Origin of the sequence: Streptomyces sp. AF1A (genome assembly GCF_047340315.1) — a bacterium.
In the GTDB taxonomy this organism is placed as follows: Bacteria; Actinomycetota; Actinomycetes; order Streptomycetales; family Streptomycetaceae; genus Streptomyces.
Window position 1 is genome coordinate 1 of record NZ_JBLEBI010000003.1, and the last position, 26,949, is coordinate 26,949.

General features: G+C 71.0%; 25 protein-coding genes and 3 pseudogenes. 12 read left to right on the forward strand and 16 right to left on the reverse strand.

Annotated features, from left to right (window positions below; genetic code table 11):
- Window positions 1-581 (reverse strand): annotated as a pseudogene (locus ACLU3S_RS01650) (hypothetical protein); the annotation flags it as partial.
- A 111-nt stretch (window positions 582-692) separates the two neighbouring features.
- Here ACLU3S_RS01650 and ACLU3S_RS01655 point away from each other — a divergent pair.
- Complete coding sequence (locus tag ACLU3S_RS01655; RefSeq protein WP_413949864.1) at window positions 693-3,236, forward strand: helicase-associated domain-containing protein; 2,544 nt, start codon at window positions 693-695, stop codon at window positions 3,234-3,236.
- A 93-nt stretch (window positions 3,237-3,329) separates the two neighbouring features.
- Window positions 3,330-4,973 carry a DNA repair helicase XPB gene (locus ACLU3S_RS01660; RefSeq protein ID WP_413949865.1) on the forward strand — a complete coding sequence of 548 codons (1,644 nt, stop codon included), beginning with the start codon at window positions 3,330-3,332 and terminating at the stop codon, window positions 4,971-4,973.
- 26 nt (window positions 4,974-4,999) lie between these two features.
- Here ACLU3S_RS01660 and ACLU3S_RS01665 read toward each other — a convergent pair whose 3' ends face one another.
- A complete protein-coding gene (locus tag ACLU3S_RS01665; protein ID WP_413949866.1) occupies window positions 5,000-5,182 on the reverse strand; it encodes a hypothetical protein in 183 nt (60 codons plus the stop codon).
- A 385-nt stretch (window positions 5,183-5,567) separates the two neighbouring features.
- Here ACLU3S_RS01665 and ACLU3S_RS01670 point away from each other — a divergent pair, with 385 nt between their 5' ends.
- The 3 genes from ACLU3S_RS01670 (at window position 5,568) to ACLU3S_RS01680 (ending at window position 9,655) form a co-directional block, all read left to right on the forward strand.
- Entirely contained in the window at window positions 5,568-7,694 is a 2,127-nt protein-coding gene (locus ACLU3S_RS01670; RefSeq protein WP_413949867.1) for a HelD family protein, read from the forward strand.
- Between the two features lie 509 nt (window positions 7,695-8,203).
- On the forward strand, window positions 8,204-8,455 hold the full coding sequence (locus tag ACLU3S_RS01675) for a hypothetical protein (protein ID WP_413949868.1): 252 nt from the start codon (window positions 8,204-8,206) through the stop codon (window positions 8,453-8,455).
- A 12-nt stretch (window positions 8,456-8,467) separates the two neighbouring features.
- Window positions 8,468-9,655: an SPFH domain-containing protein gene (locus ACLU3S_RS01680; RefSeq protein WP_413949869.1), complete on the forward strand. Its 1,188-nt coding sequence runs from the start codon at window positions 8,468-8,470 to the stop codon at window positions 9,653-9,655.
- On the opposite strand, the gene ACLU3S_RS01685 is transcribed toward ACLU3S_RS01680, so the two are convergent.
- Window positions 9,656-10,354: a copper homeostasis protein CutC gene (locus ACLU3S_RS01685; RefSeq protein WP_413949870.1), complete on the reverse strand. Its 699-nt coding sequence runs from the start codon at window positions 10,352-10,354 to the stop codon at window positions 9,656-9,658.
- Between the two features lie 103 nt (window positions 10,355-10,457).
- The gene (locus ACLU3S_RS01690; protein WP_413949871.1) at window positions 10,458-10,586 is read right to left on the reverse strand and encodes a hypothetical protein; all 129 of its coding nucleotides are present in this window, start codon (window positions 10,584-10,586) and stop codon (window positions 10,458-10,460) included.
- 50 nt (window positions 10,587-10,636) lie between these two features.
- Here ACLU3S_RS01690 and ACLU3S_RS01695 point away from each other — a divergent pair, with 50 nt between their 5' ends.
- Complete coding sequence (locus tag ACLU3S_RS01695) at window positions 10,637-11,284, forward strand: hypothetical protein (protein WP_413949872.1); 648 nt, start codon at window positions 10,637-10,639, stop codon at window positions 11,282-11,284.
- A 21-nt stretch (window positions 11,285-11,305) separates the two neighbouring features.
- Here the strand turns inward: ACLU3S_RS01695 and ACLU3S_RS01700 are convergent, their stop codons facing one another.
- Window positions 11,306-11,638: a hypothetical protein gene (locus ACLU3S_RS01700; RefSeq protein WP_413949873.1), complete on the reverse strand. Its 333-nt coding sequence runs from the start codon at window positions 11,636-11,638 to the stop codon at window positions 11,306-11,308.
- Between the two features lie 13 nt (window positions 11,639-11,651).
- Complete coding sequence (locus tag ACLU3S_RS01705) at window positions 11,652-12,563, reverse strand: RHS repeat-associated core domain-containing protein (RefSeq protein ID WP_413949874.1); 912 nt, start codon at window positions 12,561-12,563, stop codon at window positions 11,652-11,654.
- 114 nt (window positions 12,564-12,677) lie between these two features.
- Between ACLU3S_RS01705 and ACLU3S_RS01710 the strand changes: the two genes are divergently transcribed.
- Complete coding sequence (locus ACLU3S_RS01710) at window positions 12,678-13,190, forward strand: hypothetical protein (protein ID WP_413949875.1); 513 nt, start codon at window positions 12,678-12,680, stop codon at window positions 13,188-13,190.
- A 30-nt stretch (window positions 13,191-13,220) separates the two neighbouring features.
- On the opposite strand, the gene ACLU3S_RS01715 is transcribed toward ACLU3S_RS01710, so the two are convergent.
- Entirely contained in the window at window positions 13,221-13,421 is a 201-nt protein-coding gene (locus ACLU3S_RS01715) for a DUF397 domain-containing protein (protein WP_413949876.1), read from the reverse strand.
- Between the two features lie 10 nt (window positions 13,422-13,431).
- Window positions 13,432-14,283: a helix-turn-helix domain-containing protein gene (locus ACLU3S_RS01720; protein ID WP_413949877.1), complete on the reverse strand. Its 852-nt coding sequence runs from the start codon at window positions 14,281-14,283 to the stop codon at window positions 13,432-13,434.
- Window positions 14,284-14,481: 198 nt separating this feature from the next.
- Here ACLU3S_RS01720 and ACLU3S_RS01725 point away from each other — a divergent pair, with 198 nt between their 5' ends.
- Both ACLU3S_RS01725 and ACLU3S_RS01730 read left to right on the forward strand, forming a co-directional pair.
- The gene (locus ACLU3S_RS01725) at window positions 14,482-14,904 is read left to right on the forward strand and encodes an ATP-binding protein (protein WP_413949878.1); all 423 of its coding nucleotides are present in this window, start codon (window positions 14,482-14,484) and stop codon (window positions 14,902-14,904) included.
- Between the two features lie 33 nt (window positions 14,905-14,937).
- Window positions 14,938-15,834, forward strand: coding sequence for a hypothetical protein (locus ACLU3S_RS01730; protein WP_413949879.1), 897 nt, complete (start codon window positions 14,938-14,940; stop codon window positions 15,832-15,834).
- A 44-nt stretch (window positions 15,835-15,878) separates the two neighbouring features.
- Here the strand turns inward: ACLU3S_RS01730 and ACLU3S_RS01735 are convergent.
- From ACLU3S_RS01735 to ACLU3S_RS01760, 6 genes and pseudogenes are all read right to left on the reverse strand, one after another.
- Window positions 15,879-16,067, reverse strand: a pseudogene (locus ACLU3S_RS01735) (DUF1266 domain-containing protein); the annotation flags it as partial.
- Between the two features lie 104 nt (window positions 16,068-16,171).
- Window positions 16,172-16,487 (reverse strand): annotated as a pseudogene (locus ACLU3S_RS01740) (RHS domain-containing protein); the annotation flags it as partial.
- A gap of 75 nt (window positions 16,488-16,562) precedes the next feature.
- Window positions 16,563-17,357, reverse strand: coding sequence for a hypothetical protein (locus ACLU3S_RS01745; RefSeq protein WP_413949880.1), 795 nt, complete (start codon window positions 17,355-17,357; stop codon window positions 16,563-16,565).
- Window positions 17,354-22,009 carry a putative T7SS-secreted protein gene (locus tag ACLU3S_RS01750; protein ID WP_413949881.1) on the reverse strand — a complete coding sequence of 1,552 codons (4,656 nt, stop codon included), beginning with the start codon at window positions 22,007-22,009 and terminating at the stop codon, window positions 17,354-17,356. The genes ACLU3S_RS01745 and ACLU3S_RS01750 overlap by 4 nt, the downstream gene beginning before the upstream one ends.
- Entirely contained in the window at window positions 22,009-22,290 is a 282-nt protein-coding gene (locus ACLU3S_RS01755) for a hypothetical protein (protein WP_413949882.1), read from the reverse strand. The genes ACLU3S_RS01750 and ACLU3S_RS01755 overlap by 1 nt, the downstream gene beginning before the upstream one ends.
- Window positions 22,287-22,706, reverse strand: coding sequence for an SseB family protein (locus tag ACLU3S_RS01760; protein WP_413949883.1), 420 nt, complete (start codon window positions 22,704-22,706; stop codon window positions 22,287-22,289). The genes ACLU3S_RS01755 and ACLU3S_RS01760 overlap by 4 nt, the downstream gene beginning before the upstream one ends.
- Before the next feature lie 422 nt (window positions 22,707-23,128).
- On the opposite strand from ACLU3S_RS01760, the gene ACLU3S_RS01765 reads away from it, so the two are divergent.
- Entirely contained in the window at window positions 23,129-24,196 is a 1,068-nt protein-coding gene (locus tag ACLU3S_RS01765) for a GNAT family N-acetyltransferase (RefSeq protein WP_413949884.1), read from the forward strand.
- Here the strand turns inward: ACLU3S_RS01765 and ACLU3S_RS01770 are convergent.
- Together ACLU3S_RS01770 and ACLU3S_RS01775 are read right to left on the reverse strand one after the other, a co-directional pair.
- Window positions 24,178-24,456 carry a DUF4031 domain-containing protein gene (locus tag ACLU3S_RS01770; RefSeq protein WP_413949885.1) on the reverse strand — a complete coding sequence of 93 codons (279 nt, stop codon included), beginning with the start codon at window positions 24,454-24,456 and terminating at the stop codon, window positions 24,178-24,180. The genes ACLU3S_RS01765 and ACLU3S_RS01770 overlap by 19 nt on opposite strands.
- Window positions 24,453-24,836 (reverse strand): hypothetical protein, encoded by a 384-nt coding sequence (locus ACLU3S_RS01775; RefSeq protein ID WP_413949886.1) that lies wholly within the window; start codon window positions 24,834-24,836, stop codon window positions 24,453-24,455. Before ACLU3S_RS01775 ends, ACLU3S_RS01770 begins: the two co-directional genes overlap by 4 nt.
- 55 nt (window positions 24,837-24,891) lie before the next feature.
- On the opposite strand from ACLU3S_RS01775, the gene ACLU3S_RS01780 reads away from it, so the two are divergent.
- On the forward strand, window positions 24,892-25,797 hold the full coding sequence (locus ACLU3S_RS01780; protein WP_413949887.1) for a MurR/RpiR family transcriptional regulator: 906 nt from the start codon (window positions 24,892-24,894) through the stop codon (window positions 25,795-25,797).
- Between the two features lie 75 nt (window positions 25,798-25,872).
- Window positions 25,873-26,814 carry an N-acetylmuramic acid 6-phosphate etherase gene (gene murQ, locus ACLU3S_RS01785; RefSeq protein WP_413949888.1) on the forward strand — a complete coding sequence of 314 codons (942 nt, stop codon included), beginning with the start codon at window positions 25,873-25,875 and terminating at the stop codon, window positions 26,812-26,814.
- The last annotated feature ends 135 nt before the right edge of the window (window positions 26,815-26,949 follow it).

Consider the following 26,949-nt stretch of genomic DNA (forward strand, 5'->3'; position numbering starts at 1 on the left):
GCCTTCTCCGTCGCCGGTGGCACCTGAGGCGGCCGTTTGAGCAGGTCGGGAATCTCCACGCCGCCGACGAACCCCGGCACCGCGTCGACGTCCCCCAAAGTGCCTCCGAGGGGGCCGCCGGCCACCCGCCACCAGTCCGGCTGCACACCGCTGTCCCCGAGCTCGTGCGCGGGGGCGAGGTGCGGCGGGGACGGCGCGTCCCGCGGAGCGGCCGGCTCGGGCCGTCGCTCGGCGGGGCGTGGCCGCGGCACGGCACGGCGCAGCCCCTTCGGCCGCTCGGGGTCCGCGGGCTCCGGCCGGCGCTCGGGCTGGACCGGCACGGCGGCGGGCCGCGGCTGGGCGCCGGTGCCCTCGGCGCCGCCCGCGGCCGCGACCACCTCGTCCGGAGTGCCCAGGCGGTCCAGGATGCGGCGCACCGCGGCGGGACTGTCCACCGTCACCCCGGCCCGGCTCCGGTCGATCTCATTGCGCAGCTCCGACACCAGCCGCATCCGCGTGGACGACGGCAGCTGCCGCTGCTGTGCGATGTCTCCGACGCGGCTCAGATACTCGTAGACGACCTGGTCGCTTTCGATACCCACGGAAATTCCCCTCCGGGGACGCGGACTGAGATCCCGTGAGGACCGTAGCGCAGAGCCGGGCCGCGCCCGCCGCGGCTGACCCGCAGGAGGTAACCCGCTACCGTTGGCCGGATGAGCCAAGAGGCCAACCCAGCCCCTCGGTCCCTCGCGGAAGCCCTCCGCGCCAGGGACGACGCCTCCCTGGCCGTGCTGCTGCGCAGCCGTCCCGATCTCATCACGCCCGTCCCCACCGACCTGACCCAGCTGGCCACCCGGGCCGGCACCCGCGCCTCCGTGCTGCGCGCCCTGGAGCGCCTCGACCGGTTCGCGCTGCAGACGGCGGAGGCGCTGGCCGTGGCCCCCGACCCGGCGTCGTACGGGACGCTGCTCGGTCTGATGGCCGGGGACGCCGGGGACGAGACGGTGGCCGCCGCGCTCCCTCGCGCCGTCGGCACCCTGCGCGAGCAGGCGCTGGTGTGGGGCGACGACGACCGGCTGCGCCTGGTCCGCACCGCGCGCGAACTGCTCGCGCCGTCCGCTCAGCACCCCTCCCCGACGGGTCTCGGACCCAGCGTGCAGGAGGCCACCTCGGGCATGTCTCCGGGGCGGATCCAGGAGATCGTCACCACCGCCGGACTGCCCTCGACGCACGACTCGGTGTCGGCGGTGGCCGCGCTGACCGCCCTGTTCACCGACCGGAAGAAGATGGCGGCACTGCTCGCCGGGGCACCGGGGGCCTCCCGGGAGGTGCTGTCCCGGCTGGTGTGGGGGCCGCCGTACGGGCAGGTGACCGCGGACCCGGCCGCCCATCTGCGCTGGCTGCTCGACCGGGGCCTGCTGCTGCCCACCGGGCCCGGCACGGTCGTGCTGCCCCGCGAGGTCGCCCTGCATCTGCGCGAGGGCCGCGCCCACCGGGAGCCGGAGCCGCTGCCGCCCGCCGTGGAGCCCGCGGCGGCCCACCGTCCACAGGTTGTGGACGCTACGGCGGCCGGACAGGCGTACACCGCGCTCGCCACCGTCGAGGAGCTGCTGAAGGACTGGGACGAGGGCGGCCCCGCCGTGCTGCGGGCGGGCGGCCTGAGCGTCCGCGACCTGAAGCGGACCGCCGTCGCCCTGGACGTGTCCGAACCGGTCGCCGCCTTCTGGGTGGAACTGGCGTACGCGGCGGGCCTGATCGCCTCCGACGGCGAGGCCGACGAGCGGTACGCGGCCACCCCCGCCTACGACGAGTGGCTCGAACGGCCGCCCGCCGAGCGCTGGTCCCGGCTCGCCGAGGCCTGGCTGGCGGCCACCCGCACACCGGGACTCGTCGGCGGCCGGGACGCCAAGGACCGCACGCTCTCCGCGCTCGGCCCCGGCCTGGACCGCTCGGCCGCGCCCGAGGTGCGGCACCGGGTGCTGACCCTGCTGGCCGGGCTGCCCGCGGGCGCCGCCCCGGACGCCGAGTCCGTGCTGACCCGGCTGCGCTGGGAGCGGCCCCTGCGCGGCCCGCGGCAGGAGCGCGGCGACGATCTGCGCACCCGGCTCGCCCGCTGGACCCTGTCGGAGGCGGAACTGCTCGGCGTGACCGGGCGGGGCGCCCTGTCCGCCCACGGACGCGCGCTGCTCGGCGCCCCGGCGCCGGTCCCGGCCGACGCGGACGAACCCGGCGAGGGCGCCGGACCCGGCGCGAAGCTCCCCGTGCACCACCACCGCCCGCCCGCCGACCTCGCGCCTCTCTCCCCCGCCGAGCAGGCGGTGGCGACGGCAGCCGCGGCCCGACTCGTGGCCCCCCTGCTCCCCGAACCCCTGGACCACGTCCTGCTGCAGGCCGACCTGACGGCCGTGGCCCCGGGCCCGCTGCGGCGGCCGCTCGCCGACACGCTGGACGTGCTCGCGGACGTCGAGTCCAAGGGCGGCGCGACGGTGTACCGCTTCACCCCGGCCTCGGTCCGCCGCGCCCTGGACGCCGGCCGCACCGCCGGCGACCTGCACGCCTTCCTCGCCGAGCACTCCCGCACGCCCGTCCCGCAGCCGCTCGCCTATCTGATCGACGACGTGGCCCGCAAGCACGGTCATCTGCGCGTGGGCGCCGCCTCGGCCTACGTGCGCTGCGACGACGACACGCTGCTCAACGAGATCCTCGCCGACAAGCGGGCCGCCGCCCTGCGTCTGCGCCGCCTGGCCCCGACGGTGCTGGCCGCCCAGGCCGACCCGGCGACGCTCCTGGAGGGCCTGCGCGCCATGGGCCACGCGCCCGCGGCCGAGTCCGCCGAGGGCGACGTCCTGATCACCCGCGCCCACGCCCACCGCACCCCGCCCCGGACCGCGCCCGAGCCGGTGCCGGAGGGGCCGCCGCCGCCCGACCCCACGCTCCTCGCGGCCGCGATCCGCGCCATCCGGGCCGGCGATCTGGCCGCCACGGCCCCCCGCAAGCCCGCCGGCACCTCCCCCGGCGGCGGCGAACTGCCCCGCACCTCCTCCGCGGAGACCCTGGCCACCATGCAGGCCGCCGTGCTCACCGGCGACTCCCTGTGGATCGGCTACGTCAACGCCGAGGGCACCGCCAGCCAGCGCGTCATCGCCCCGATCCGCGTGGAGGGCGGATTCGTGACGGCGTACGACCACACGGCCGACGAGGTGCGGACCTACCCGCTGCACCGCATCACCGGGGTCGCCGAGCTGGCCGGGGACTGACCCGGGCCGGTCGCGGCGGACGACGGCCGGCGCCGATCGCCGGAGGATGGGGCACACTGGACGTTTGACCGCTGTGGAAAGGGTGTGCCGCGCGTGAATGGTCCACTGATCGTCCAGTCCGACAAGACCCTGCTCCTGGAGGTCGACCACGAGCGGGCCGACGACTGCCGGCGGGCCATCGCCCCCTTCGCCGAGCTGGAGCGGGCGCCCGAGCACATCCACACCTACCGGGTGACCCCGCTCGGCCTGTGGAACGCGCGGGCGGCGGGGCACGACGCCGAGCAGGTCGTGGACGCGCTGGTGCAGTACAGCCGCTACCCCGTGCCGCACGCGCTGCTCGTGGACATCGCCGAGACGATGGACCGCTACGGCCGGCTCACCCTCAGCAAGCACCCCGCGCACGGGCTCGTGCTCACCACCACCGACCGGCCGGTGCTGGAGGAGGTCCTGAAGTCCAAGCGGATCGCCCCGCTGGTCGGCGCCCGGATCGATCAGGACACCGTCGCCGTGCACCCCTCCGAGCGCGGGCAGATCAAGCAGACGCTGCTGAAGCTCGGCTGGCCGGCCGAGGACCTCGCCGGATACGTGGACGGCGAGGCGCACGCCATCGACCTGCGCGAGGACGGCTGGGCGCTGCGGCCGTACCAGAAGCAGGCCGTGGAGAACTTCTGGCACGGCGGCAGCGGTGTCGTGGTGCTGCCCTGCGGTGCGGGCAAGACGCTGGTCGGCGCCGCCTCGATGGCGCAGGCGAAGTCGACCACGCTGATCCTCGTGACCAACACCGTCTCCGCCCGGCAGTGGAAGCACGAGCTGGTGAAGCGGACGTCGCTGACCGAGGACGAGATCGGCGAGTACAGCGGCACGAGGAAGGAGATCCGCCCGGTCACCATCGCGACCTACCAGGTGCTGACGACCCGGCGGAAGGGTGTCTACCCGCACCTGGAGCTCTTCGACTCCCGGGACTGGGGCCTGATCGTCTACGACGAGGTGCATCTGCTGCCGGCTCCTGTCTTCAAGTTCACCGCCGATCTCCAGGCGCGGCGGCGCCTGGGCCTGACGGCCACGCTGGTGCGCGAGGACGGCCGTGAGTCGGACGTGTTCTCCCTGATCGGGCCCAAGCGGTTCGACGCGCCCTGGAAGGAGATCGAGGCGCAGGGCTACATCGCACCCGCCGACTGCGTCGAGGTCCGGGTGAACCTGACGGACTCCGAGCGGCTGGCGTACGCGATGGCCGAGACGGAGGAGAAGTACCGCTTCTGTGCGACGACGGACACCAAGCGCAAGGTGGCCGAGGCGCTGGTCCGGCGCTTCGCGGGCCAGCAGATCCTGGTCATCGGCCAGTACATCGACCAGCTCGACGAGCTGGGCGAGCACCTGAACGCCCCGGTCATCAAGGGCGAGACCTCCAACGCGCAGCGCGAGAAGCTCTTCGACGCCTTCCGGGAGGGCGAGATCAGCGTGCTGGTGGTGTCAAAGGTGGCGAACTTCTCCATCGACCTGCCCGAGGCCACGGTCGCCATCCAGGTGTCGGGCACCTTCGGCTCGCGCCAGGAGGAGGCCCAGCGTCTCGGCCGCGTCCTGCGGCCCAAGGCCGACGGCCACCAGGCCCACTTCTACTCGGTCGTCGCCCGCGACACCATCGACCAGGACTTCGCCGCCCACCGCCAGCGCTTCCTGGCCGAGCAGGGCTACGCCTACCGGATCGTGGACGCGGACGAGGTGCTCTCCGAGGGGTGAGCCCCGGGAGTGGGCGGGCGGTGCCGTCACTTGCGGCGTATGCCCGTCTCCTCGCCGTACTCGCCGAGGATGATCACGCCGAACGCCGCCTCCGCGAACACCTTGATCGCGCGCAGGGCGCTGCCGAGGAGGTGGCGGGGGGCGCCGTCGACAGCCGTGGCTCCGGTCGGGGGACGGTCGGGGATGGATGAGAAGGTCGCTGCGCTCATGTCTCCATGGTGGAACTTCCGCCCCCCGACGCGCATCGGTCCGCAGAGCCAATCCCGGACGCCTCCGGGTGGGCCCGTGGGTGGACACGGGCCCCTACTCCGGGAAGCCGCGTCCCCTAGGGGACGGAAACGGGAACGGGACATCAGGCCGGGAAATCGGGCCGTAAAAGAGCCCGGAAAGCGGGGCGGGTTCGGGGCGGGTTCGGGGCGGGCGGCGAGGCGGAAATCCATTGGCTCCCGCGGCCCCGCCTCATCTAAAATCTGCGCTCTTGCCTGCCTCCCCATCGCGGAGTGCCGTCGCCCGGTCGGAAACCGGGCGGCATCGTCGTAGCCACCCAGCAGGTTCAGTTCGTAGCCGGCCAGCAGGTCTACCGGAGGCACCCCCTTGTCCACGCGCGCCCACGATCCCCTCGCCGAACCGCTCGACGACCCCCTCGCCCGCGAGCGCGCCCACCTCGCCGCGTCCCGTTCCGCCCTGCGCGCCATGCGGGAGGACGTGGAGGCGCTGGACATCAGGGACGTCACCGCGAACTGGGTCAACGCCGAAGTGCTCGCCCGCCAGATCGACGACCGCATCAAGGCGCTCGCCGACCTCAGCGACACCCCGCTGTTCTTCGGCCGGCTCGACTACCTGCACGCGCCGGGGGCGGACCGGACCGAGGGCGCGGAGGAGTCGAAGCGGCGCGAAGCGCCTTCCCGGCCGGGGCAGCGGTGGGAGACGAGCGGGCGTTTCTACATCGGGCGGCGGCATGTGCACGACGCCGGCGGCGACCCCATGGTCATCGACTGGCGTGCGCCGGTCTCGCAGCCGTTCTACCGGGCGTCGAAGAAGGACCCGATGGGCATCGGGCTGCGCCGGCGCTTCGGCTACACCGGCGGCGACCTGACCGCGTACGAGGACGAGCACCTGTCCGACCCGGCCGACCCGTCGGTGGCCCCTGCCACCAGCAAGCTGCTCCAGCAGGAGATCGAGCGGCCGCGCGTCGGCCCCATGCGGGACATCGTCGCCACCATCCAGCCCGAGCAGGACGAGATCGTCCGCGCCGGGCTCGGCGGGACCCTCTGCGTCCAGGGCGGCCCCGGCACCGGAAAGACCGCCGTCGGCCTGCACCGGGTGGCGTACCTGCTGTACGCGCACCGGGAGCGGCTCGCCCGCACCGGCACCCTCGTCATCGGGCCGAACCGGTCCTTCCTGCACTACATCGAGCAGGTGCTGCCGGCACTCGGCGAGTTGACCGTGCAGCAGGCCACGGTGGACGACCTGGTGGCGCACGTGGAGGTGCGCGGCACGGACGACGCGGCGGCGGCGACCGTCAAGGGCGACGCCCGGATGGCCGAGGTGCTGCGCCGGGCCCTGTACTCCCACGTGACCATGCCGACGGAGCCGGTCGTCGTCGTCCGCGGCTCGCGGCGCTGGCGGGTGCCGGCGTACGAACTGGAGGAGCTGGTCGGGCAGTTGCTGGAGCGGGACATCCGCTACGGCGCCGCCCGGGAGGCCCTTCCGCAGCGCATCGCGCACGCGGTGCTGGTGCAGATGGAGCGGGCCGGGGAGGCGCCGGACGACCGGGTGCAGGACGCGGTCGCCCGCAGCAGCGCGGTGAAGGCGGCCGTGAAGGCGATCTGGCCCGCCGTCGACCCGGCGAAGCTGGTGCTGCGGCTGCTCACCGAGGCGGACTTCCTCGCCGAGCACGCGGCGGGACTCCTCGACGAGGACGAGCAGAAGACGATCCTGTGGGCCAAGCCGGTGCGCAGCGTGAAGTCGGCGAAGTGGTCGGCGGCGGACGCGGTGCTGATCGACGAGGCGGCGGACCTGATCCAGCGCACGCACTCGCTCGGCCATGTGGTCCTGGACGAGGCGCAGGACCTGTCACCGATGCAGTACCGGGCCGTGGGGCGCCGGTGCACCACGGGCAGCGCGACGGTACTGGGCGACCTGGCGCAGGGCACGACGCCCTGGGCGACGCGGAGTTGGGCCGAGGCGCTGGCCCATCTGGGCAAGCCCGAGGGGGTCGTCGAGGAGCTGACCGCGGGCTTCCGCGTCCCGACGGACGTCATCACCTACGCCTCCCGGCTCCTGCCCCACATCGCGCCCGGCCTGACGCCGGTCGCCTCCGTCCGGGAGAACCCGGGCTTCTTCGAGGTCCGTGCGGCCGGATCGACGCACGACGTCGTCGCCGCCTGCGAGGAGTTGCTGCGCAACGAGGGCTCGGCCGGCCTCATCGCCGCCGACGCCCGTGTCCCGGCGCTGGCCGAGGCGCTGGCGGCTGCGGGGATCACCTACCTCGCGCCCGGCGAGGAGACGACCCTCGACACCCGGCTGACCCTGGTTCCGGCCTCGCTCGCCAAGGGTCTGGAGTACGACTACGTGGTGCTGGACGAGCCGCAGGCAGTGGTGGACGGCGAGCCGGACGAGCGGACCGGTCTGCGGCGGCTGTACGTGGCCCTGACCCGAGCGGTGTCCGGCCTGATCGTGACGCATGCCGCGCCGCTGCCGGCCCAGCTCACCGAGTAGGGGAACAGGGGCGGCCCCGATCCGTCCGGGTCCTGCAACCGGAGAGCCGCGCCCGGTTCCGCGTCCTGCAACCGCAAAGCCGCACCCCATCCGGCTCCCGCAACCGCACAACCGCGCCCGGTCCCGGATCCTGCAACCGCAAAGCCGCACCCCATCCGGCTCCCGCAACCGCACAACCGCGCCCGGTCCCGGATCCTGCAACCGCAAAGCCGCACCCCATCCGGCTCCCGCAACCACACAACCGCGCCCGGTCCCGGATCCTGCAACCGGAGGGCGCTCCTGCGCGTCCGTGGATTGTGTCGCCCGCCCCCGAACACAAACGGAGCGGCGGCATTTCGCTGTGCCCGCACCCCACGAAGGGCTGGGCGCCCGCGGACCGCAGGGCCAGGTCCCCGGACCCCGCGCCTCGCACGGGATCCGCCGACTTCGCGTCCTCCCGCCCGTTGGTCCCCGCCCACAGTGGGGATATCGTCGGAATGCTGAGGCCAGGGCGAGGAGGACGGCCGGTGATGCCGCAGGACGAGGCCGTGATCGGCTGCACGGGGAAGGTACTCATCGGCACGCGCGGAGCCGCGGGCCCCGGTGAGGTCCTGGTGCGGGTCAGAGGTGGCTCCGAGACCTTCCTCGCCTGGTCGGAGGATCCCCTGCCGGCGGGGGCGACGGTGCTCGTGATCGAGTCACGGGGACGCCGCGAGGTCGGCGTCATCGAGTGGGCTGATCCATTGGACGCGCTCGGCGGCGACTCCGCCGGCGCCTGCTGAGGAGCTACAAGCATGTTCGGATACCGCGTACCCTCGCCGGACGAGGCGATGTTGATCTCGGGTGGCCGACGGGGGTTGGGGGGCGCGCCGTTCCGAGTGGTGACGGGACACGGCAAGTTCGTGCTCCCGTTCTTCCGCAAGACCCGCTTCCTCTCTCTGGCGATGTGCGAGTCGGAGGTCACCGAGACCTGTGTGACCAGGCAGGGCATCGCCCTGCACGTGCGCGCGGTCATCGCGTTCAAGGTCGGCAACGACCACGAGAGCATCATCAACGCGGGCCAGCGCTTCCTGTCCGACCAGGACCAGATGTCGGTGCTCACCGGCCGCATCTTCGCCGGTCACCTGCGCGCCATCATCGGCTCGATGACCGTCGAGGAGATCGTCACCGAGCGGCAGAAGCTCGCCGCCGAGGTGCTGGACACCTCCAAGACGGAGATGGCGAAGATCGGCCTGATCGTGGACTCGCTGCAGATCCAGTCGATCGACGACGGCGACACCGGCTACATCGACGCGATGTCCGCGCCGCACAAGGCGGCCATCCAGCGGCAGGCCCAGATCGCCCAGGCGCAGGCCACGCAGGCCGCCGTCGAGGCGGAGCAGGAAGCGGCGCGCAAGCAGGCCGAGTACGCCCGGCAGACCGCCATCGTCAAGGCCGAGTACTCGGCCGAGGTGGACCGCGCCCAGGCGCAGGCCGCGCAGGCGGGACCGCTCGCGCAGGCACACGCCCAGCAGGAGGTGCTGAAGGCCCAGACGGAGCTGGCCCAGCGCCAGGCCGAGCTGCGGCAGAAGCAGCTGGTGGCGGAGGTCGTGAAGCCGGCCGAGGCGGAGGCGGAGCGGGTCAGGATCCTGGCCGCCGCCGAGGCGCAGCGCATGAAGATCCAGGCGGAGGCGGCGGCCTCGTACGACCGGGTCGCGCTCGACCGGATGCTGATCGACCAGCTCCCGCAGATCGTGAAGGAGGCCGCCGGCGGCCTGTCCGGCGCCAACGTCAACGTCCTGAACGGCGCCGACGGCCTCGGTGAGATCGCCGCCGGCCTGGTGTCCCAGGGCCTGACGATCCTCGACTCGGTCCGGCAGAACCTGGGCGGCAGCCAGGAGGCGGGCGAGCGCCGCGCCGAGGACAACCGGGGCAACGGCCTGCTCCAGCTGCACTCGGGCAAGGACAAGAAGCCGGACGACGGCCACGTGGACGTGGACTGACTAGCCGGCCGTGCCGTCCAGCACCCTCCGCCACTCCTTGACGGCGCCCTCCGAGACCGGCCCGTGCCAGCCCAGGGGGCGCGCCGCGCCGCCGATGTGGAAGGCGTCGAGGCCGGCGGAGCGCAGCGGCGGGACGTGCTCCAGGCGCAGGCCGCCGCCGACGAGGATCGTCTGCTCGTAGCCCTCCTCACCGCACCGGCGGGTCTCGGCGAGCAGGGTCGGCAGGCCCTCGTCCACGCCGGCGGGCGAACCGGCGGTGAGGTAGGTGTCGAGGCCGGGCAGGCCGGCGAGCTGCCTGCGCAGGGCGTCGCGGTCGGCGGCCCGGTCGATGGCGCGGTGGAACGTCCACGGGCAGCCCTCCAGCGCGCCGACGACGCGCTCCACGGCGGCCAGGTCCACCGCGCCGTCCCCGTCCAGGAACCCGAGGACGAACTGGTCTGCGCCGGCTTCGCGCAACTCGGCCGCCACCCCGACCAGTCGGTCCACGTCACCGGCCGCGAACCCGTCAGCCAGGCGGAGCATCACGCGCAGGTCGATGTCGACGGCGGCCCGGATGCCCGCGACGGTGGCGGCGGACGGGGTGAGCCCGTCGGCCGCCATCTCGGTGACCAGCTCCAGCCGGTCCGCGCCTCCGGCCTGGGCGGCGACCGCGTCCTCGACGTCGAGGGCGATCACCTCCAGGACTGCACGCTTGCTCATGGCACCCCATTCGTCGGCATTCTTCGGGCGGCTACAGGTCTAGTCCAATTCAAAGGGTACGCCTGTGCCGCGACCGGCCGGGATGCCACTCACCCGAACAGGTTCAGCTCCCCCTCCGTCGCACCCGCCAGCTCGTACGAGCACCCGGCCAGCGGGCGCCCCGAGTACGCTCGACGGCCAGGAGCCGTCCGGGCAGTTCGGGGTCGCGCGGCAGGTCGTGTACGGCAGTCATGGCGGCCACGCTAGGGGTGCCGACCGGCGGGCGTCACGGACAATGACCACATGGCCGACCTCGACGCCCTCCGCCTCCGCTTCACCCGGGCCCTGGAAGCGGCCCGCGCCCCCGGCGGCGGCCCGGACCCCGCCCCCTACGCCGAGAACCTGCTCGCCCGCTGGCAGGAGCCGCAGCGGCACTACCACACGCTGACGCACCTGACCGCGGTCCTGGACCACGTCGACGCGCTCGAGAAGTACGCGGCGGACCCGGACGTCGTACGCCTGGCCGCCTGGTTCCACGACGCCGTCTACCTCCCGGACCGCTCCGAGAACGAGGAACGCTCGGCCCGCCTCGCCGAACGCGCCCTGCCGGAGGCGGGCGTACCGGACGCGAAGACGGCGGAGGTCGCCCGCCTGGTCCGCCTCACGGTCACCCACGCCCCGGCCGCCGACGACCCCGACGGCCAGGTCCTCTGCGACGCGGACCTCGCCATCCTGGCCGCGCCCCCGTCGGCGTACGCCACGTACACCACGCAGGTCCGCGAGGAGTACCACTTCGTCCCCAACGAGGCCTTCCGAGAGGGCCGTTCGACGATCCTGCGCCAACTCCTCGCCCTCCCCCGCCTGTTCCACACCCCGTACGGCCAGGAGCACTGGGAGGCCACGGCGCGCTACAACCTGTCCTCGGAACTGGAGCTGCTGTCGGCCGCTTGAGGCGACGCGGCGTCCCGATACTCAGCCCTCCAACCGGGCCGCACGCGCTTTCAGCTCCTCCGCGACGTCATCCCAGTCGGGCCCGAAGGAGAGGAGGTCGGCCGCCGCTTCACGCAGCAGCTCGGGGTCGTCCGGCCGCTGCAGGCAGGCCAGCCGGTAAGCCAGGTTGCGGGCCCAGACGGGCATCGCCATCCAATCCTCGGCCAGCGCGTCGCGCACTGCGGAAAGGATCTCCTCTGGTGCTGCGAACGTAATTTTTTCGACGAAGTCTCGCACCGGATCCGGGATTTTCGGGCCGGCTTCCTCATACGCCGACCTAATCAGATCTCGAGTCAACCGATTCAGTTCAGACATGCGCTCTATTCAATCACGGGTTGAGCCAGTATGTAGCCACACGATACACATCGTCGGGTGTCCGGGAAACACGATAGCCGATACTGTGGCCATTTATTTTCACTTCACCGTTCCAGGGCCCGGTGTATCCGGGCCCCACACGGGGAATTGTTCCGCCACCCGCCACGTGGTCATAGACCGAGTTGACGATCGCCTGCTCGATCTCGTCCGCCGCAAGCCCCGTGGTTCTCACGTCATTCTGAACACCGCCGGGTCCGGTGTGAGGGCGATCAAACGCATGGCCTGTATTGAACTGCCAATTGTCGTCACCGACCGTGGCTGAACGCTTGAGGTCTTTGCCCGTACCCTTCGACTCGCCGTAGACGACCTTTTTGCATCCCTCGGGCATCAGGCCGAGGGGGTCACATACGGTGTGCGGGTTCGTTACGTATGCCGAAGGATTCGGCGCGGCAGTCAGCCCCAGAGGGTCCGGCGAGAAATACCTGGCCACGTCCGGTTCGTAATAGCGGTGCAGATTGTAATAAAGCCCGGATTCAGCGTCGAAATACTGCCCAGGAAAGCGCAACGGCATATGGGCGGAGCTTTTCCTGGTCCACGTGGTGGAACCCCAGAGAGTGCTGCGAGTATGCCAGGAAACCTTTCCCTCCTCGTCGACGAGTTGGGTCGGCAATCCCACCAAATCGGTGATGATGCCAAAAAAGCGCGAGTCAATTTCATCCTGGTCGGCGCCCACCGTGATTATTCGTTCGGTTTGCGCCAGGGGTGTAAGCCCGCTGTGATTCCAGATGAGGCTGACGGGATTGGGTATGCCCTCGCCTCTGGTCGTCTGTTCGCAGAGGGTGACACCGTCCCAGGTGAAGTCCACCTGCTCCACGACCGTCCGGCCGTCGTCGGCGAGGCGCTGCTTGTCGATGCGGCAGGCCAACGGGTCGTAGTGGTACCGCCACAGGGTGCCGTCCGGGGTTGTGACCGAGGTGAGGCGGTCCTCCGCGTCCCAGGTGTAGTGCCAGGTGTCCGGCTTGCGGGACAGGCGGGTCTTTTGGCGGACGGTGATGCGGCCGGCCGCGTCGTGTTCGACCCGGCCTTCATCCCGGGCATCACGGCGCCGGCCGCGGAGGAAGCGGAGCCGGAGCCGGCCGAGCGTGAGGCCGCGGACGTCTCCGACGCGTCGAGCGTTTCAAGTGCTTCGGATGCTTCGGACGTCGAGGCGTCGGCTGGGCCGGAGGACGCGGCACCAGAGAAGGCGGACGACGACGAGGCCGTCGACGACGGTCCCGTCTTCGAGGCCTCCGACCGCCGCGCCCGGATCGTGGCCGACCGCAAGGGCGTCCGGCTCCGCCTCGACGACGATTCCTGCGAGTTCGCCTGGGACGAGATCGCGGCCGTCGAGACGGAGACCCCCCGCTTCGGCAAGCGCTTCACGATCACCGTCCACACCCCCGAGCGCCGCTGGTACCCCATCGAGATCGAGGCGACGGCCAGGTCCCGCTTCAAGGAGTCGGACGAACAACTGGACGCGGTCCTCGACGCGTACTTCGAGGAAGCGGAGTAGGCCGTCCGGCATCCGCGACTCCGCTCCGGCTCACCGCCCGGCGAAGTCCCCGCCCTTCAGGGCTTGGAGGAAGGGGGCGAATCGGTCGGCTGGGAAGGTGAGTGCGGCTCTGGCGGGGGCTTTCGAGTCGCGGACGGCTATGTGGGTGTCCAGGTGGGCGAGTTCGACGCAGGTGTTGCCGTCACCTCCGCCGGAGTACGACGACTTCTGCCAGCGGACGGCCTGTGTCATGCGGGGCGCCTCACAGTTCCTTGGTCAGACGGTGGATGAAGTCCCGTGACTCCACGGGGCGCAGTGCTGCACCGGCCACCTTATTGAGCAGGGCCCGGAAGCGCGCCAGCTGAGATTCGGCATCGATGAAGGCGGTGCCGTGCGGGGCGTCGCGCAGCACGGTGTCCAGCCGGGGCAAGGCCCCGCCTACGTACATCATCTCGATGCCGGCCCCGGCGAAGCCCTCCTGCCCGAAGGGGATGATCCGAACTGTGGCGTGCCCGTTCTCGATGGCCCGTAGCACCTCCAGGAGTTGGGCACGGGCAGCGGGACGATCCGACACCATGATCCGAAGCGCGGCCTCATGGATGATCGTCTCGTACGGCACGGGTGACTCGCGCTCCAGTACGGCCCTGCGCCTCATCCGGTGCTCAATCCGGGGGTTCAGCTCGCTCTCCGGTAGCTCCGGAACCATGTAGCCGAAGACGGCGCGGGCGTAGTCGGGGGTCTGCAGCAGCCCGGGGATGTGACTGGTGACGACCTCGCGCAGGAACGTACCGTGGTGCTCCGTCTCGGCGACGTCCAGAAAAACCGGTGGGAGTACGCCCCGATACTCCTCCCACCAGCCCCGCGTACGGTCGGTGGCCATCGCGGCCAGCGCCTCGACCAACGCCTCGTCGGCGCAGGCGTAATGCGCAGCCAGGCGACGCACCCGCTCCTCGCTGACGCCCGCGAGACCCGCCTCGACCTGGCTCATCTGGGCAGACGTCGAACTGAGCAGCCCTGCCACCTCGCGGGCCTTCAAGCCGGCGGCCTCCCGCAGCCTGCGCAGCTCCGTGCCCAGGCGCACCTGCCGTGCCGTGGGTCGGTTCCTCGGCGCCATCACGCTCCTCAATCGTCATGCGACAGTGCCTCGTTCGGGCGTCAGACTACGTGACTCACTTGCGTGAGCAAAAATTTTTGCTCTACCGTCGGTGACGTATCACACACGCTGCGGAAGCGCACTGCTCCGTCACGCCATGACGGCTGCGGCAGGCCACCGCTGCGCAACCCCTCCTCACCTCACTGGAGCTGATGACGCATGCCCGAAACCGGAAACGACACCTGGGACTACACCCTCTACATCCCCAACGACGTCAGGGCGGTGACGGTCTGCCGCCGCACCCTGCGTCTGGTCCTGACGCTGCACGGGTTGATCGGTCTGGTCGACAGGGCGGAGCTGCTGGCGGCGGAGTTGGTGTCGAACGCGGTACGGCATACGAAGGGGCCGGCGGCGTTGAGGGTGCGCCGGTCGCGGGAGGGGGTGGTGTGGATCGGGGCGTGGGACACCGATCCGGAGCCGCCGGATCCGCCGTGTTCGCTGGAGCGGGTGGCGCAGGCGGAGTCGGAGGAGGGGAGGGGGCTGGGGCTGGTGGTGGCCTGTGCGGACGTGTGGGGGTGGCAGCCGGCGGCCCGGTTCGGGGACCGGGGGAAGTACGTGTGGTGCGAACTTGCGGCGGCCTAGCTCGTTGATTACGTCGTACAGAGAGGAGAGCTGATGGTCGGCTCGTCGCATGAGGCGTTGCACCGGATCTTTCAGAAGGATCCGGCGTTGCTGACCCGGGCGTTACAGCGGGTGCTGCACGTGCCCTTCCCCGAGCCGCGGGAGATCGCGGCACTGAACGTGGACCTCACCGAGGTCGAGCCGGTCGAGCGCCGGGTCGACACGCTGCTGCGGGCGGAGACGGACGAGGGCACGTATCTGCTGGTGGTGGAGTCGCAGGGGAAGGTGGACGACCGTAAGCGGGGCAGCTGGCCGTACTACCTGTCGTATCTGTATGAGAAGTACCGCTGTGAGCCGGTGCTGATCGTCATCACCCAGAGCAGTACGACCGCCAAGTGGGCCTCCCGTCCGATCCGGTTCGGTTTCCGGGACTGGCACTCGCTGACGGTGCGGCCGCTGGTGCTGGGCCCGGAGAACGTGCCACTGATCGCGGACGAGCGGCAGGCCGAACGGGACGTACCTCTTGCGGTGCTGTCGGCGATGACACACGGGCGTGGGCCGCAGGCTCCGGCCATACTGGAGTCGCTGGCTGCTGCCCTGCGGACCATCGACTCGGACACCGCTGCTGTTTTCGTGCAGTTCGTCGACTCCTGCCTGGCCGATCCCCAGGCGAAGCAGATGTGGAGGGATCTGATGACGGCGATCCAGTACTTCTGGCGACACCCGCTGGCGGAGCAGGTGCGCGAGGAGGGCAGGGAGCAAGGCCGGGAGCAAGGCCGGGCGGAGGCCAAGGCCGAGATGGTGCTCCGTGTTCTGGAGTGGCGTGACATCCCGGTACCTGACTCGGTCCGCGACCGGGTGATGGCCTGCACGGACCTGGGGCAGCTGGAGGTCTGGGCCCAGCGGGCCGTCCACGCGACGGACGCGACGGAGTTGTTCGACGCGGAGTGAGAGCATGGCCGTCGGGCGGCTCAGGGAGCCGCCCGACCAGGCGGTCATCGGAACGAAATGTTGAGCCAGGGACTGCCGGGCTCGGTCATCAAGATCCGGTGGGCGTCGATCATGTCCTGATACCAGTCGCCGAACTCCTCGCCGTCGAAGTGGAGACAGTGTCCGAGGACGTAGGCGGCGGAGAAGTCCTGCCACGACCTGTAGGAGCGGGCGGCGGCGCGGCCGGCCTGGAGCGTGCGCAACCGTGGACCGCACGACGGCACGCCCAGCCGCTCACGTGCTGGGCCCAGGCCCGGGACCTGACCATTTCGAGTGTCCTCGTACGGTCGCACGTGCACGTGCGGCGGGTGCGCCAGGCGATGTCGCCGTGTTCGTCGATGAGTTCGTTGGGGGTGCCGACGAGGTCGGTGACGATGGCGAAGAAGCGGCAGTCGATCTCCTCCTGTGGTCCGTCGGCTGCTGTGATGCGTTCCGTCTGGGCGAGGGGGCGTAGGCCCTGGTGGTCCCAGGTGAGGGTTGCGGGGTTGGGGAGGTCCGGGGACCGTGGTCTATTCGCACAGTGTCGTGCCGTCCCAGGTGAAGTCGACGCGTTCTGCGCCCGTTTCGCCGTCGGCCGCCATGCGGAGCTCGGCCGTGCGTCGTCCCAGCGGATTCGCGGCAGCGGCTGCACGAGGTGCTGCACCGGGCTCGGCACCCCGCTCACGGCCCTGCTGCCGCCACTGCCCGAGTCATTCCGGTTGGGCCCCGCCGAACGTCTTCCAAGCTTCGGTGACCGCCGCTCGGAGTTCCGTGTCGGACAGGTCCCCCGGTTCCGCCAATTCCGGGGAGATCGAGTAGTCCTCCAGAATCATGAAGACGCGGTCGAAGAGATCTTCGAGGGGCCCGCGGAGCCGTTCACCGTTCGCCTGGGAGGCGCGGCGCTCCTTCCACCAGTCGCGGGCGAAATTCGATGCGGTGCAGCTCCCTTCGGCGAACGCGTCGAGCAGTGCCAGCTGGCGTGCCGCTGCGCTGTGGGGGTCGACCTCGGCCGGATGGGCCCACGCCCGGTGTGCCGGTGGGTGGGCGGCGGCCACAGCTGCCAGAGAAGGGCACCGGTCCGCGAGAACTCGGGTATGACGGGCAAAGCGCGCCCGCGCCGTGTCGACACCCTCGTCAACGGCTGCCGACATGAAGGAAGCAGTGCCTGCCACAAGGACGTAACCCGGTTCCGGAAAGAGGACGGCTCCCTGTTGGTCGGGCGTCCACAGAAGAGACGGAGGGTGGACTTCGGCACTGTCTGAATCGAAGGGCAGCCGGATCGACCGCACCACGCGCTCATCGGTGCCGGAGAGGTCTGCACAGGCTACGTGCGAGGCCTCGACGGCACGGCAGCCTGCCGTGATGCGATGCCCCAGGGCGGTGCCCAGCCGTGCACCCGCAGAAATGGGAGCCACTGCCTTGTCTCGCAGCCAGGAGGAAGCGAAGGTCGTGCCATCGCTCAGCAGGGCAGCGACGGGCGCTCGTTCGTGTTCCCAATCGGTCACCACAGGAATCCTTTGTCGACGATGCCTTGGAACTGCTTGTCCCCCAGTTTCCAAGCCGACCAGAATCTACCATCAGAGTGGAGCATTACCATCTTTCGGGATGCCGGGTCGATGAAACCGACAGCCGATCCCTGGTTTCTATAATTGTAGCGATAGATCTTTGTTCCGTCCGCGGTCATGTGCTCGCGCATGGCATCTTCGAACCGCTTCAGATTTGCTCCGTTCAGGTTCCCGGGATTGTCGAGAAAATCTCCAGCGTGAGCGTGGAACTTCTTGCTCATCACCTTTTGGCTGGAGAAGTCTGCCTTGTCAGCCCACTTGGACCGCAGGCAGGGAGAGAGACCCAAGGGGTCGGTCCACGTGTGCGGGTTGTGGACGTAGGTCGTCGGATTGGGTGCGGGTTCGAGTCCCAGTGGGTCGGGGGTGAGGTACCGGGCTGTTTCGGGGTCGTAGTGGCGGTAGTAGTTGTAGTGAAGTCCCGTTTCCGGGTCGTAGTACTGGCCCGGGAAGCGTAGGGGTGTATAGGCGGTGCTGTCGGTCGCCCAGGCCGTGGTGCCCCACAGGGTGCTTCGCATGCGCCAGGCGATGTCGCCTTGTTCGTCGATGAGTTCGTTGGGGGTGCCGACGAGGTCGGTGACGATGGCGAAGAAGCGGGAGTCGATCTCTTCCTGGGGGGCGTCGGCTGCTGTGATGCGTTCTGTCTGGGCGAGGGGGCGTAGGCCCTGGTGGTCCCAGGTGAGGGTGACGGGGTTGGGGAGGTCTGGGGAGGTCGTGGTCTGTTCGCACAGCGTTGTGCCGTCCCAGGTGAAGTCGACGCGTTCGACGACGGTTTCGCCGTCGTTCGCCAGGCGGAGTTTGGCCGTGCGGCGGCCGAGGGGGTCGTAGGTGTAGCGCCAGCGGGTGCCGTCGGGGGTGGTTACCGAGATGAGCCGGTCTTCGGCGTCCCATTCGTAGCGCCAGGTGTCCGGTTTGCGGGACAGGCGGGTCTTCTGGCGGAGGGTGATGCGGCCGAGGGCGTCGTGTTCGTAGCGGACGTTGCCGGCGCGGGTGATGCGGGTGCCGGTGTAGCTACGGGGTCCGACAGCCTCGGTGCCGGGGTGGTTGGTCGGCCAGGACGCCTGGGTCTGGTTGCCCGCATCGTCGTAGGCGTACCGCTCCGTCCATCCGGCCGCGTGCACGGCTGTCACTCTGCCGGCCGCATCCACGTCGAAGCGGCGGGAGCCGCCGAACCGGTCGTCGATGGCGGTGAGGTTGCCGTCGGCGCGATAGGTGTACGCGCGGTGCTGGACCGCGCGGCCCGCGGTGCCGATGACCGACTGGGTGGTCAGACGGCCGACGACGTCGAAGTCGTGCTGCAGCGTGATCGTTTCGCCGACTCGGCACACCACTTCGCGGCCGGCCGCGTCATGGGTGAAATCGATGGGGCGGCCCGACGCCACCATGCCGGTGCGGCTGCCTGCGGAATCGTACGACCACGTCGTCACGGCGCCCGTCGGGGTTGTACGGCTTGCGCGGCGGCCCAAGGTGTCGTAGGTGTACGTCAGCGTGCGGTCGTTCACCGTCTCCGAGAGAAGGCGGCCGTGGCGGTCTCTCAGAAGCGTGAGCGTCGTACCGTCGGGGCCTGTCGCCTGCGCCAGTTGGTCGGTGAAGTCGTAGCCGTAGGTCGTGATCCGGCCTGCGGCGCTTTTGCGGGTCACCTGCCCCAGTTCGTTGCGGTCGAAGGACACGACCTCGTCGACGGCGTTCCTGCGTGCCACCAGGTGGCCGGCGGCGTCGTACTCGTACGTCAGTGCGCGGTCGTCGAAATCCGTCTCGCGGATCAGCCGGCCTGCCGCGTCGTACTCGTACGTCCACGTCAGGCCCTGCGGATTGGTGACCTTGGTCAGGCGCAGGGTGGCGTCGTGTTCGAACTCGTAGCGGACGCCGTCGGGGCCGGTGCGGGCGGTCAGCAGGTCGAAGTGGGTGTATTCGAAGCGGGTGACGCCGCCGATCTGGTCGGTGTGGGTGGTGCAGTTGCCCTCGCCGTCGTAGGTCCAGCGTTCCTCGGTGCCGTCGGGGTCGACACGCCGCGTGAGTTTGCCCTCGACGGACCATTCCAGGCGGGTGAGCGCGCCCAGCGGGTCCGTGATGGCTATCGTGCGGCCGAAGGCGTCGTACTCGTAGCGGGTGACGGCTCCGAGAGGGTCAGTGACCTCGGTCGGCTGTCCGGCTGCGTTGCAGCGGATCAGGGTGGTGTTGCCCAGGGGATCCGTGACCGCCGTCAGGTGGCCGGCGGTGTCGTAGGTGTAGCGAGTGGTACGGCCCGCCGGGTCGGTGACCGACGTGCGGTTGCCCCGGGCGTCGTACTCGTAGCGGGTCACGTTTCCGTCGGTGCTCACGACCTTCGTAGGCAGGCCGAGGTCGTTGTACGCGGCTGTCGTCCGTCGGCCGTCGGGGCGGACGATCTCGGTCAGGTTGCCCGCCTCGTCGTAGGCGAAGGCGGTGGTGTGGCCGAGGGGATCGGTCCGGGACAGCAGGCGGTTGCAGCGGTCACGGACGTAGCGCGTCGTGGCACCCAGGGCGTCCGTTTCGGCTACGACCTGGGAGCGTTCGTTGATCAGGAAGTGTGTCTGGTGACCGTGGGAGTCGGTCAGGGTGGTGACGTGCGTGCCCGTGGCCGGGTCCCGGTCGCCGTAGGCGAACCGGCTGTGCACGTGGCCGGCCTCGCCCCATTGCTCGACGCAGCGGTCCCGGTCGTCGTAGACGTAGGTGAAGCGGCTGTCGTTCGTGTCGATCCAGGCCGTGATGCGGCCGCGTTCGTCCGTCTCGAAGCGGAGCGGCGTGCCGGAGGAGTTGAGGACCTCGGTGAGGTGGCCGTCGGTGTAGCCGTACCGCGTGACCGTCTCGGCCTCGGCCCGGTCGCCGTGTACCAGGCAGAGCGCGGTGATACGACCGTCTTGTGCCGCCAGGTGTACCCGGTAACCGCAGCTGTGCTCGATGGAACGGGGGGTTCCGTCCTCGTCGTGGTCGAAGGTGATCCAGTTGCCGTTGCGGTCGTCCACCTGCCGGAGCAGGGCCAGGGAGTCCGTCCGGTCCTCGAAGTGCCAGGTCCGGCCGGTCTCCGGCGCCGTCACGGTGTAGCCGTCGGTGACCCGGTCCAGCGGCCAGCGGGGGCCGCGCTCCGGCATGACCGGCAGGCCGGGTGCCGGGTGGGGATAGGTCAGGAGCATCCCGTCCTCGGCGACGAACACCACGCCCTGCGCGTCGATCTCCAAGCGCTGGTCCAGCGTGCTCGACCACTTCGGACCGAACCAGCGTCCTGATGTGTAGGAGGAGTCGAAGGACCGGCGCAGCAGCAACGGCAGGTCCCCGGGAAGGGCCAGGTCCGTCTGCGGAAGCACCATGTGCCCCGAGGCGATGTCCACCGGGTCTCCGCAGTACTCCTTGTCATCCGGCTTCTGCGCGCTGGAGTCGGGATTCTCCTCCGCGTTCTCCCGCGGCGCCCTGTCCGAACCCGCCGCTGCGCGTTCGCCGGCCGTCGCCTCTTCCGCGCCCTTGGCGCCGTCTTCGGCGATCCGGGCCCCGTCGACGGCGACTCCCTCCGCGCCGGCTTCCGGGATGAGGAACTGCGGGGCGATTTCGCCGGTGACTCCGCCGGGGTCCTGCAGGAAGGAGTTCCAGAGCTTGTCACGCGTCTCGGACGGATGGGTGACCATGTGGACCGCACCGCCCAGCAACTCCACCTTCGCCTGGAGCGCTTCGTAGGGGTGGGTGAGCGCGTACGGGTCGAGGGGGTTGGCGTTGCGCAGCAGGTTGTTCAGGTCGCCCACGCCGCGGACGAAGCCGCCGAAGAAGCGCATGTCCTCCGTCTTGGCCGCATCCCACACATCCGCGCCATCCAATTTCAACTGGTTCAGGGCGGAAGGCTCGTGCGGGGCGTGTTTCAGGGCGGCCTTGACATGGTCGGCGGCCTCCGCCGCCAGATGGTCACGCTGGCGCCTGGCAGCGGTCAGGATCTGTTCGGCGGCGTGCCGGGCCGCATCCCCGGGATCCTGCTCCGACGGCCTGGGACCCGGGTCCTTGCTGTGCTGATCGATGGCGTCGTTGTACGCCTGCACCTGCTTGCTGTGCGCCTTGGACGCGGCTTGGCCTTCGCGGTACTTCGCCACCGCCTCCCGCGCCTGGCCCTGCGCCCACTCCACCGTGTGCGCGAAGTCCTCCAACGCCGACGCCGCCTGACCACACGCATCCGCCGCCTGACGCCACTTGACCTGATGCGCCGCAAACGTCTTACGGAACGTGTCCGCCGCCTCGCCCCGGAAGTCGGAGGAGTCCAGCTTCTGCATCCCCGAGGCCACCGCACCAAAGGCCTTCGCGAAGTTGTTCAGGTGCCCGGCCCGCTCGCGCAGCTTGCCCGCATCACCATGGATCAGCTCCTTGGGGTCGTCCGTCTCCCCCAACTGCTGCTCATCCACATGCGGGCCCAGCTTCGACGCGAAGTTGTCGCCCCAGTCGTCGACCTTGTCCGCCGTCCCGTGCGCACCGACATAGTCCAGGCCGTCGGCCACCCCGTGGGCGCCCTCGTCGACGAGGTGACCCGTCGTCCGCTTCGCATGCTCAAACCCCGACTTCAGCGAACCGGCCACATGGTTGAACTTGCTGGTGAACGACATCAGTGACCACCAGCCAGGTCACCCACGTTGCCCTCCTCCACCAGCGCACGCACCCCCCACTGCCAGCGCTCACAGAAGGTGTGCAGCATCGCCCCGAGACGGTCGTCCCCGGCGTCCTTGCCGTCCATCTCCAAACCGGTGAAACCCCGGCCCGCCCCCGCCCAGCCCTTCATCGTGCCCAACGCATCCAGCTCGGCCAGCGCCTTGTTGATGCCCTCCGCGATCAGGGCCAGCCCCTGCACCCGCAGATCCGGCTGACCGCCCCCACCCGGTGACGTCACGGCCGTCCCTCTCCAGTCCGTAACTCTGTCTCTGTGGGCGGCCGGTCCACCGCGACCGCGTCCGGCACGATCCCGGTCACCGGCGGCAGCACCAGCCCCCGTTCGCCATCACCCGCGTCCACCAGCACTCCGCACGGCAACCCGGTGGTCCCGGCCACCGCGGGTACGCCCGCGTCCAGGACCGCGGCGCCCCATACCGTCCGGTACCGCCAGTTCCGGTCGGTCTCTCCGCGTGCCCTGGCGTACCGCGCGAGCGCGGGCTCGTCGGTGAAGGCCAGCAGCCACCGTGCCCCGTGCATCTCCACGGTCAGTGCCGCTCCGTTGTCCCCGTGCGGGACGAGGACGCGGCGGCGCCGGAACTCGCCCAGGCGGGCGCGGAACGTGCGTTGCCGGTCCCGCGGTGCGGACCGAGGCACGGCTGTGGGGGACGGATCGGCCGGCATAGCGGCGGTGAACGTGTCGGCGTCCGGGGGCGGTTGCGGCGGCGGAAAGGTATCGGCAGGAGCCGCCGACGCGGAACCCGCGTACCGAACCGTCTGCTCCGCGATGTCCATCAGCGCCGACCTGGGCGGCTGCGGCTCTGCCTCTCCCGTCGCCCCCGTCGGTTCCGTCGGCTCAGCGCTGTCCACAGCGCCTTCCCCCCTTGCCGAAGATTCCTTACCTCGCTCGATCACTTCCGCTCAGTGAACGACCTTAAATGGTCACACGTCCGGACCAGCGCGGGCAATGGACGTCAGGTCAACAAGCAGCCAAGTGCCGGTCAACTCCGGTCGGCGGCGGGCGAATCCGCGCCGGTAATGCTGTCGACCCGAAGCCCTCCGCCCCCTAGGGTGCGGCCATGCGACCGATAAACGGGGACGACGTGATCCAGGCCGTGGCGCAGTGCACGGCGGCGCTGCGGGCGGCGGTGGGGCGGGACTGGAAGGCCGTACCTGCCGGGGGGCTGGAGTGGGACTGCCATACGACCGCGGTGCACATCGCCGACGACCTCGTCGCGTACGCCGCGAACCTGGCCGGGCGGGCGCAGGACGCCTATGTGCCGTTCGAGCTCACGCTCGACGAGGGCACGGACAACGCGGGCCTGCTGCACGTCATCGAGACGACCGGCGCCCTGCTGGCGGCGGCCGTGCGCACCGCCCCGCCCGGGGCGCGCGGCTTCCACCCCTATCCGTTCCGCAGCGCAGACGCCGAGGGCTTCGCCGCGATGGGGATCGTCGAAGCGGTGCTGCACACGCGCGACATGGCCGAGGGCCTCGGCATCCCCTACGAGCCGTCGGACGAGCTCGTCACATCCCTGCTGGCCTGCCTCTTCCCGCACGTCCAGCCCGGCCCCGCCCCCTGGCCGACCCTGCTGTGGGCCACCGGCCGCGGCGACCTGCCCGGCCGCGCCCCGGTCACCGAGTGGCGCTGGCGCAACAACCTCGTCATCCCGGCCGAGCGCCTCACCCTGACCGGTCTGCGCCCGGCCGCCGCCCTGGACCTGCGCCTGGGCGGGGACGGCGGCTTCGAGTGGATCGCCTCGGGGCCGTACGAGGGCACGCGGGACGCCGCGGGGATGCTGCTGAAGGCCTACGAAGCGGGGGTGCACCGGCCGGAGTTCGGGATGTTCGCGCTGGTCCGGCACGAGGACGGCCGCGCGGTCGGCGCCATGGGCTTCCACGGCGCGCCCGACGAGGACGGCCGGGTCGAGATCGGCTACGACCTCGCCGAGGCCGCCCGCGGCAACGGCTACGCGACCGAGGCGCTGCGCGCCCTGTCCGCGTGGGCGCTGGCCCGCGACGACGTGCACACCCTGTTCGCGACCATCGACCGGGACAACACGGCCTCCCAGGCGGTGGTCACCCGCGCCGGGTGGACGAAGGTGGGCGAGGACGGCGAGGGCACCGCCTACGAACTGCGCCGCTGAAGAGCGCCCTTGCGCCTGCGCAGCCCCGACCGCCACAGCAGCCGCACCACCTCGCGGCTGCTGACCTCCACCGCGCCGGCGGCCACCGCGTCGGCGTACCGGTGCGACGGGAGGTCGTAGTGGTCGCGTTCGAAGGCGCGCCGGGGGACGCCCAACCGCTTCGCGAACACGTGGAGTTCGTCGTACGAGACATCGCTGACCAAATGCGACCACATGCGCCCGTGCCCGGGCCAGGCGGGCGGGTCGATGTAGAGGGTCACGACGAGACCGCTCCGCCGGTGGCCGAGCCCAGCGAGCCCACCGCCGCGACCTTCACGCCCGCCTTGTGGCACACCCAGTGCGGGTCGGGGCCCAGCTCCGGCTCCACGTCCAGCGCGTGCGGGTCGCCGGAGGGGCACACCGGGCACAGCGGCCAGCGGCCGTACCGCTCCAGCAGCGCGTCCTGCACGTCCTGCGCCACCAGCCCGGCCACGTAGCTCACGCCGTCGGGCCACTGCTCGACCCACCAGCGGCGCCGGGCGACGGAGTCCTCGACCAGCGAGACCACGTCCGCCTCCGCGACCTCGCCTGCGACCAGATCGGCGAGCACCCGGGCGCGCGCCGCGTGCAAGGCCTGTTCAAGGGGACTGATGGGCTCCATGCCACCCATTGTGCGCACTCTTGACCACGAGACGAACCGAAAATATCTTTCAGTAGTGACCCAAAACGTGAAGGAAATTTTCGGCGGCCCGGGCGGCTCGCTCGCCGCCAAGGTGCGCACGCTCGCCCCGTCCATGACCCGCTCCATGCAGCGGGTCGCCGAGGCCGTCGCGAGCGACCCGGCCGGCTGCGCCGCCCTCACGGTCACCGGCCTCGCCGAGCTCACCGGCACCAGCGAGGCCACGGTCGTGCGGACCGCCCGCCTGCTCGGCTACCCCGGTTACCGGGACCTGCGCCTGGCCCTCGCCGGGCTGGCCGCCCAGCAGCAGTCCGGGCGGGCGCCCGCGATCACCACCGACATCGCCGTGGACGACCCGATCGGCGACGTCGTCACCAAACTGGCCTACGAGGAGCAGCAGACCCTCGCCGACACCGCCGCCGGACTCGACACGGTCCACCTCGGCGCGGCCGTCGCCGCGCTGGCGGGCGCCCGGCGGACCGACGTGTACGGCATCGGGGCCTCCGGGCTCGTGGCCCAGGATCTCACCCAGAAGCTGCTGCGGATAGGGCTCATAGCCCACGCGCACAGCGACCCGCACCTCGCGGTGACCAACGCCGTGCAGCTCCGTTCGGGTGACGTGGCCATCGCGATCACCCACTCCGGCTCGACGGGGGACGTCATCGAGCCGCTGCGGGTCGCCTTCGAGCGCGGGGCGACGACGGTGGCCATCACCGGCCGGCCGGACTCGCCGGTCACCCAGTACGCCGACCACGTGCTGACCACGTCCACCTCCCGGGAGAGCGAGCTGCGGCCGGCCGCGATGTCCTCGCGGACCAGCCAACTGCTCGTGGTGGACTGCCTGTTCGTGGGAGTGGCACAGCGCACGTACGAGACGGCCGCGCCGGCGCTGGCCGCGTCGTACGAGGCGCTGGCACACCGGCACCGCACCGGCGCCCGGTGAGTGACAGCACACGCACCGGCGTCCGGTGAGTGACCGTACGCGTACCGGCACCTGGATCGGAGAGAGCCGCCCCCGATGACCTCGCACGACACCTCTCACCGCGCTCACGACCTGCGCAGCCAGCTCGCCTCCCTGACCACCGAGGCCTTCCGGCCCGAACTCGCCGACATCGACCGCCTGCCCACCCTCGACATCGCCCGCCTGATGAACGGCGAGGACGCGGGCGTGGCCGGCGCCGTCGCCGCCCAGTTGCCGCGGATCGCCGCCGCCGTCGACGCCGTGGCCGAGCGGATGGCGCGCGGCGGACGCCTCGTCTACGCCGGTGCCGGGACCGCCGGCCGGCTCGGGGTGCTGGATGCCTCCGAGTGCCCGCCCACCTTCAACACCGACCCCGCCCGGGTCGTCGGCCTGATCGCGGGCGGTCCCGAGGCGATGGTCACCTCCGTCGAGGGGGCGGAGGACTCCCGGGAGCTGGCCCGCAAGGATCTCGACGCCCTGGCGCTCGCCCCCGGCGATTCGGTGGTCGGTGTCTCGGCCTCCGGCCGCACCCCCTACGCCCTCGGCGCCGTCGAACACGCCCGCTCGCTGGGCGCCCTGACCATCGGTCTGGCCTGCAACGAGCACAGCGCGCTCGCGGCCGCCGCCGAGCACGGCATCGAGGTCGTCGTGGGCCCGGAGCTGATCGCCGGCTCCACGCGGCTCAAGGCGGGCACGGCCCAGAAAATGGTCCTCAACATGCTCTCGACGATCACGATGATCCGGCTGGGCAAGACGTACGGGAACCTGATGGTCGACGTGCGGGCCTCGAACGACAAACTCCGGGCCCGTTCGCACCGGATCGTCGCGCTGGCCACGGGCGCGGGCGACGAGGAGATCGAGCGGGCCCTCACCGAGTGCGGCGGCGAGGTGAAGAACGCGATCCTCGTCCTCCTCGCCCACGTCGACGGCCCGACCGCCGCCCGCCTGCTGACCGAGTCCGACGGCCACCTGCGCGCCGCGCTGGCACAGACCCGGTAACTGAGTACCGACCCGCCACGAGCGCGCAGGCGTCAACCGCCGGAAGCGTCCGCGGGCATGCGGGTGTCAGCCACCAGAGACGTCCACGAGCGCGCAGGCGTCAGCCACCCCGAGGCGTCGACAAGCACGCACACG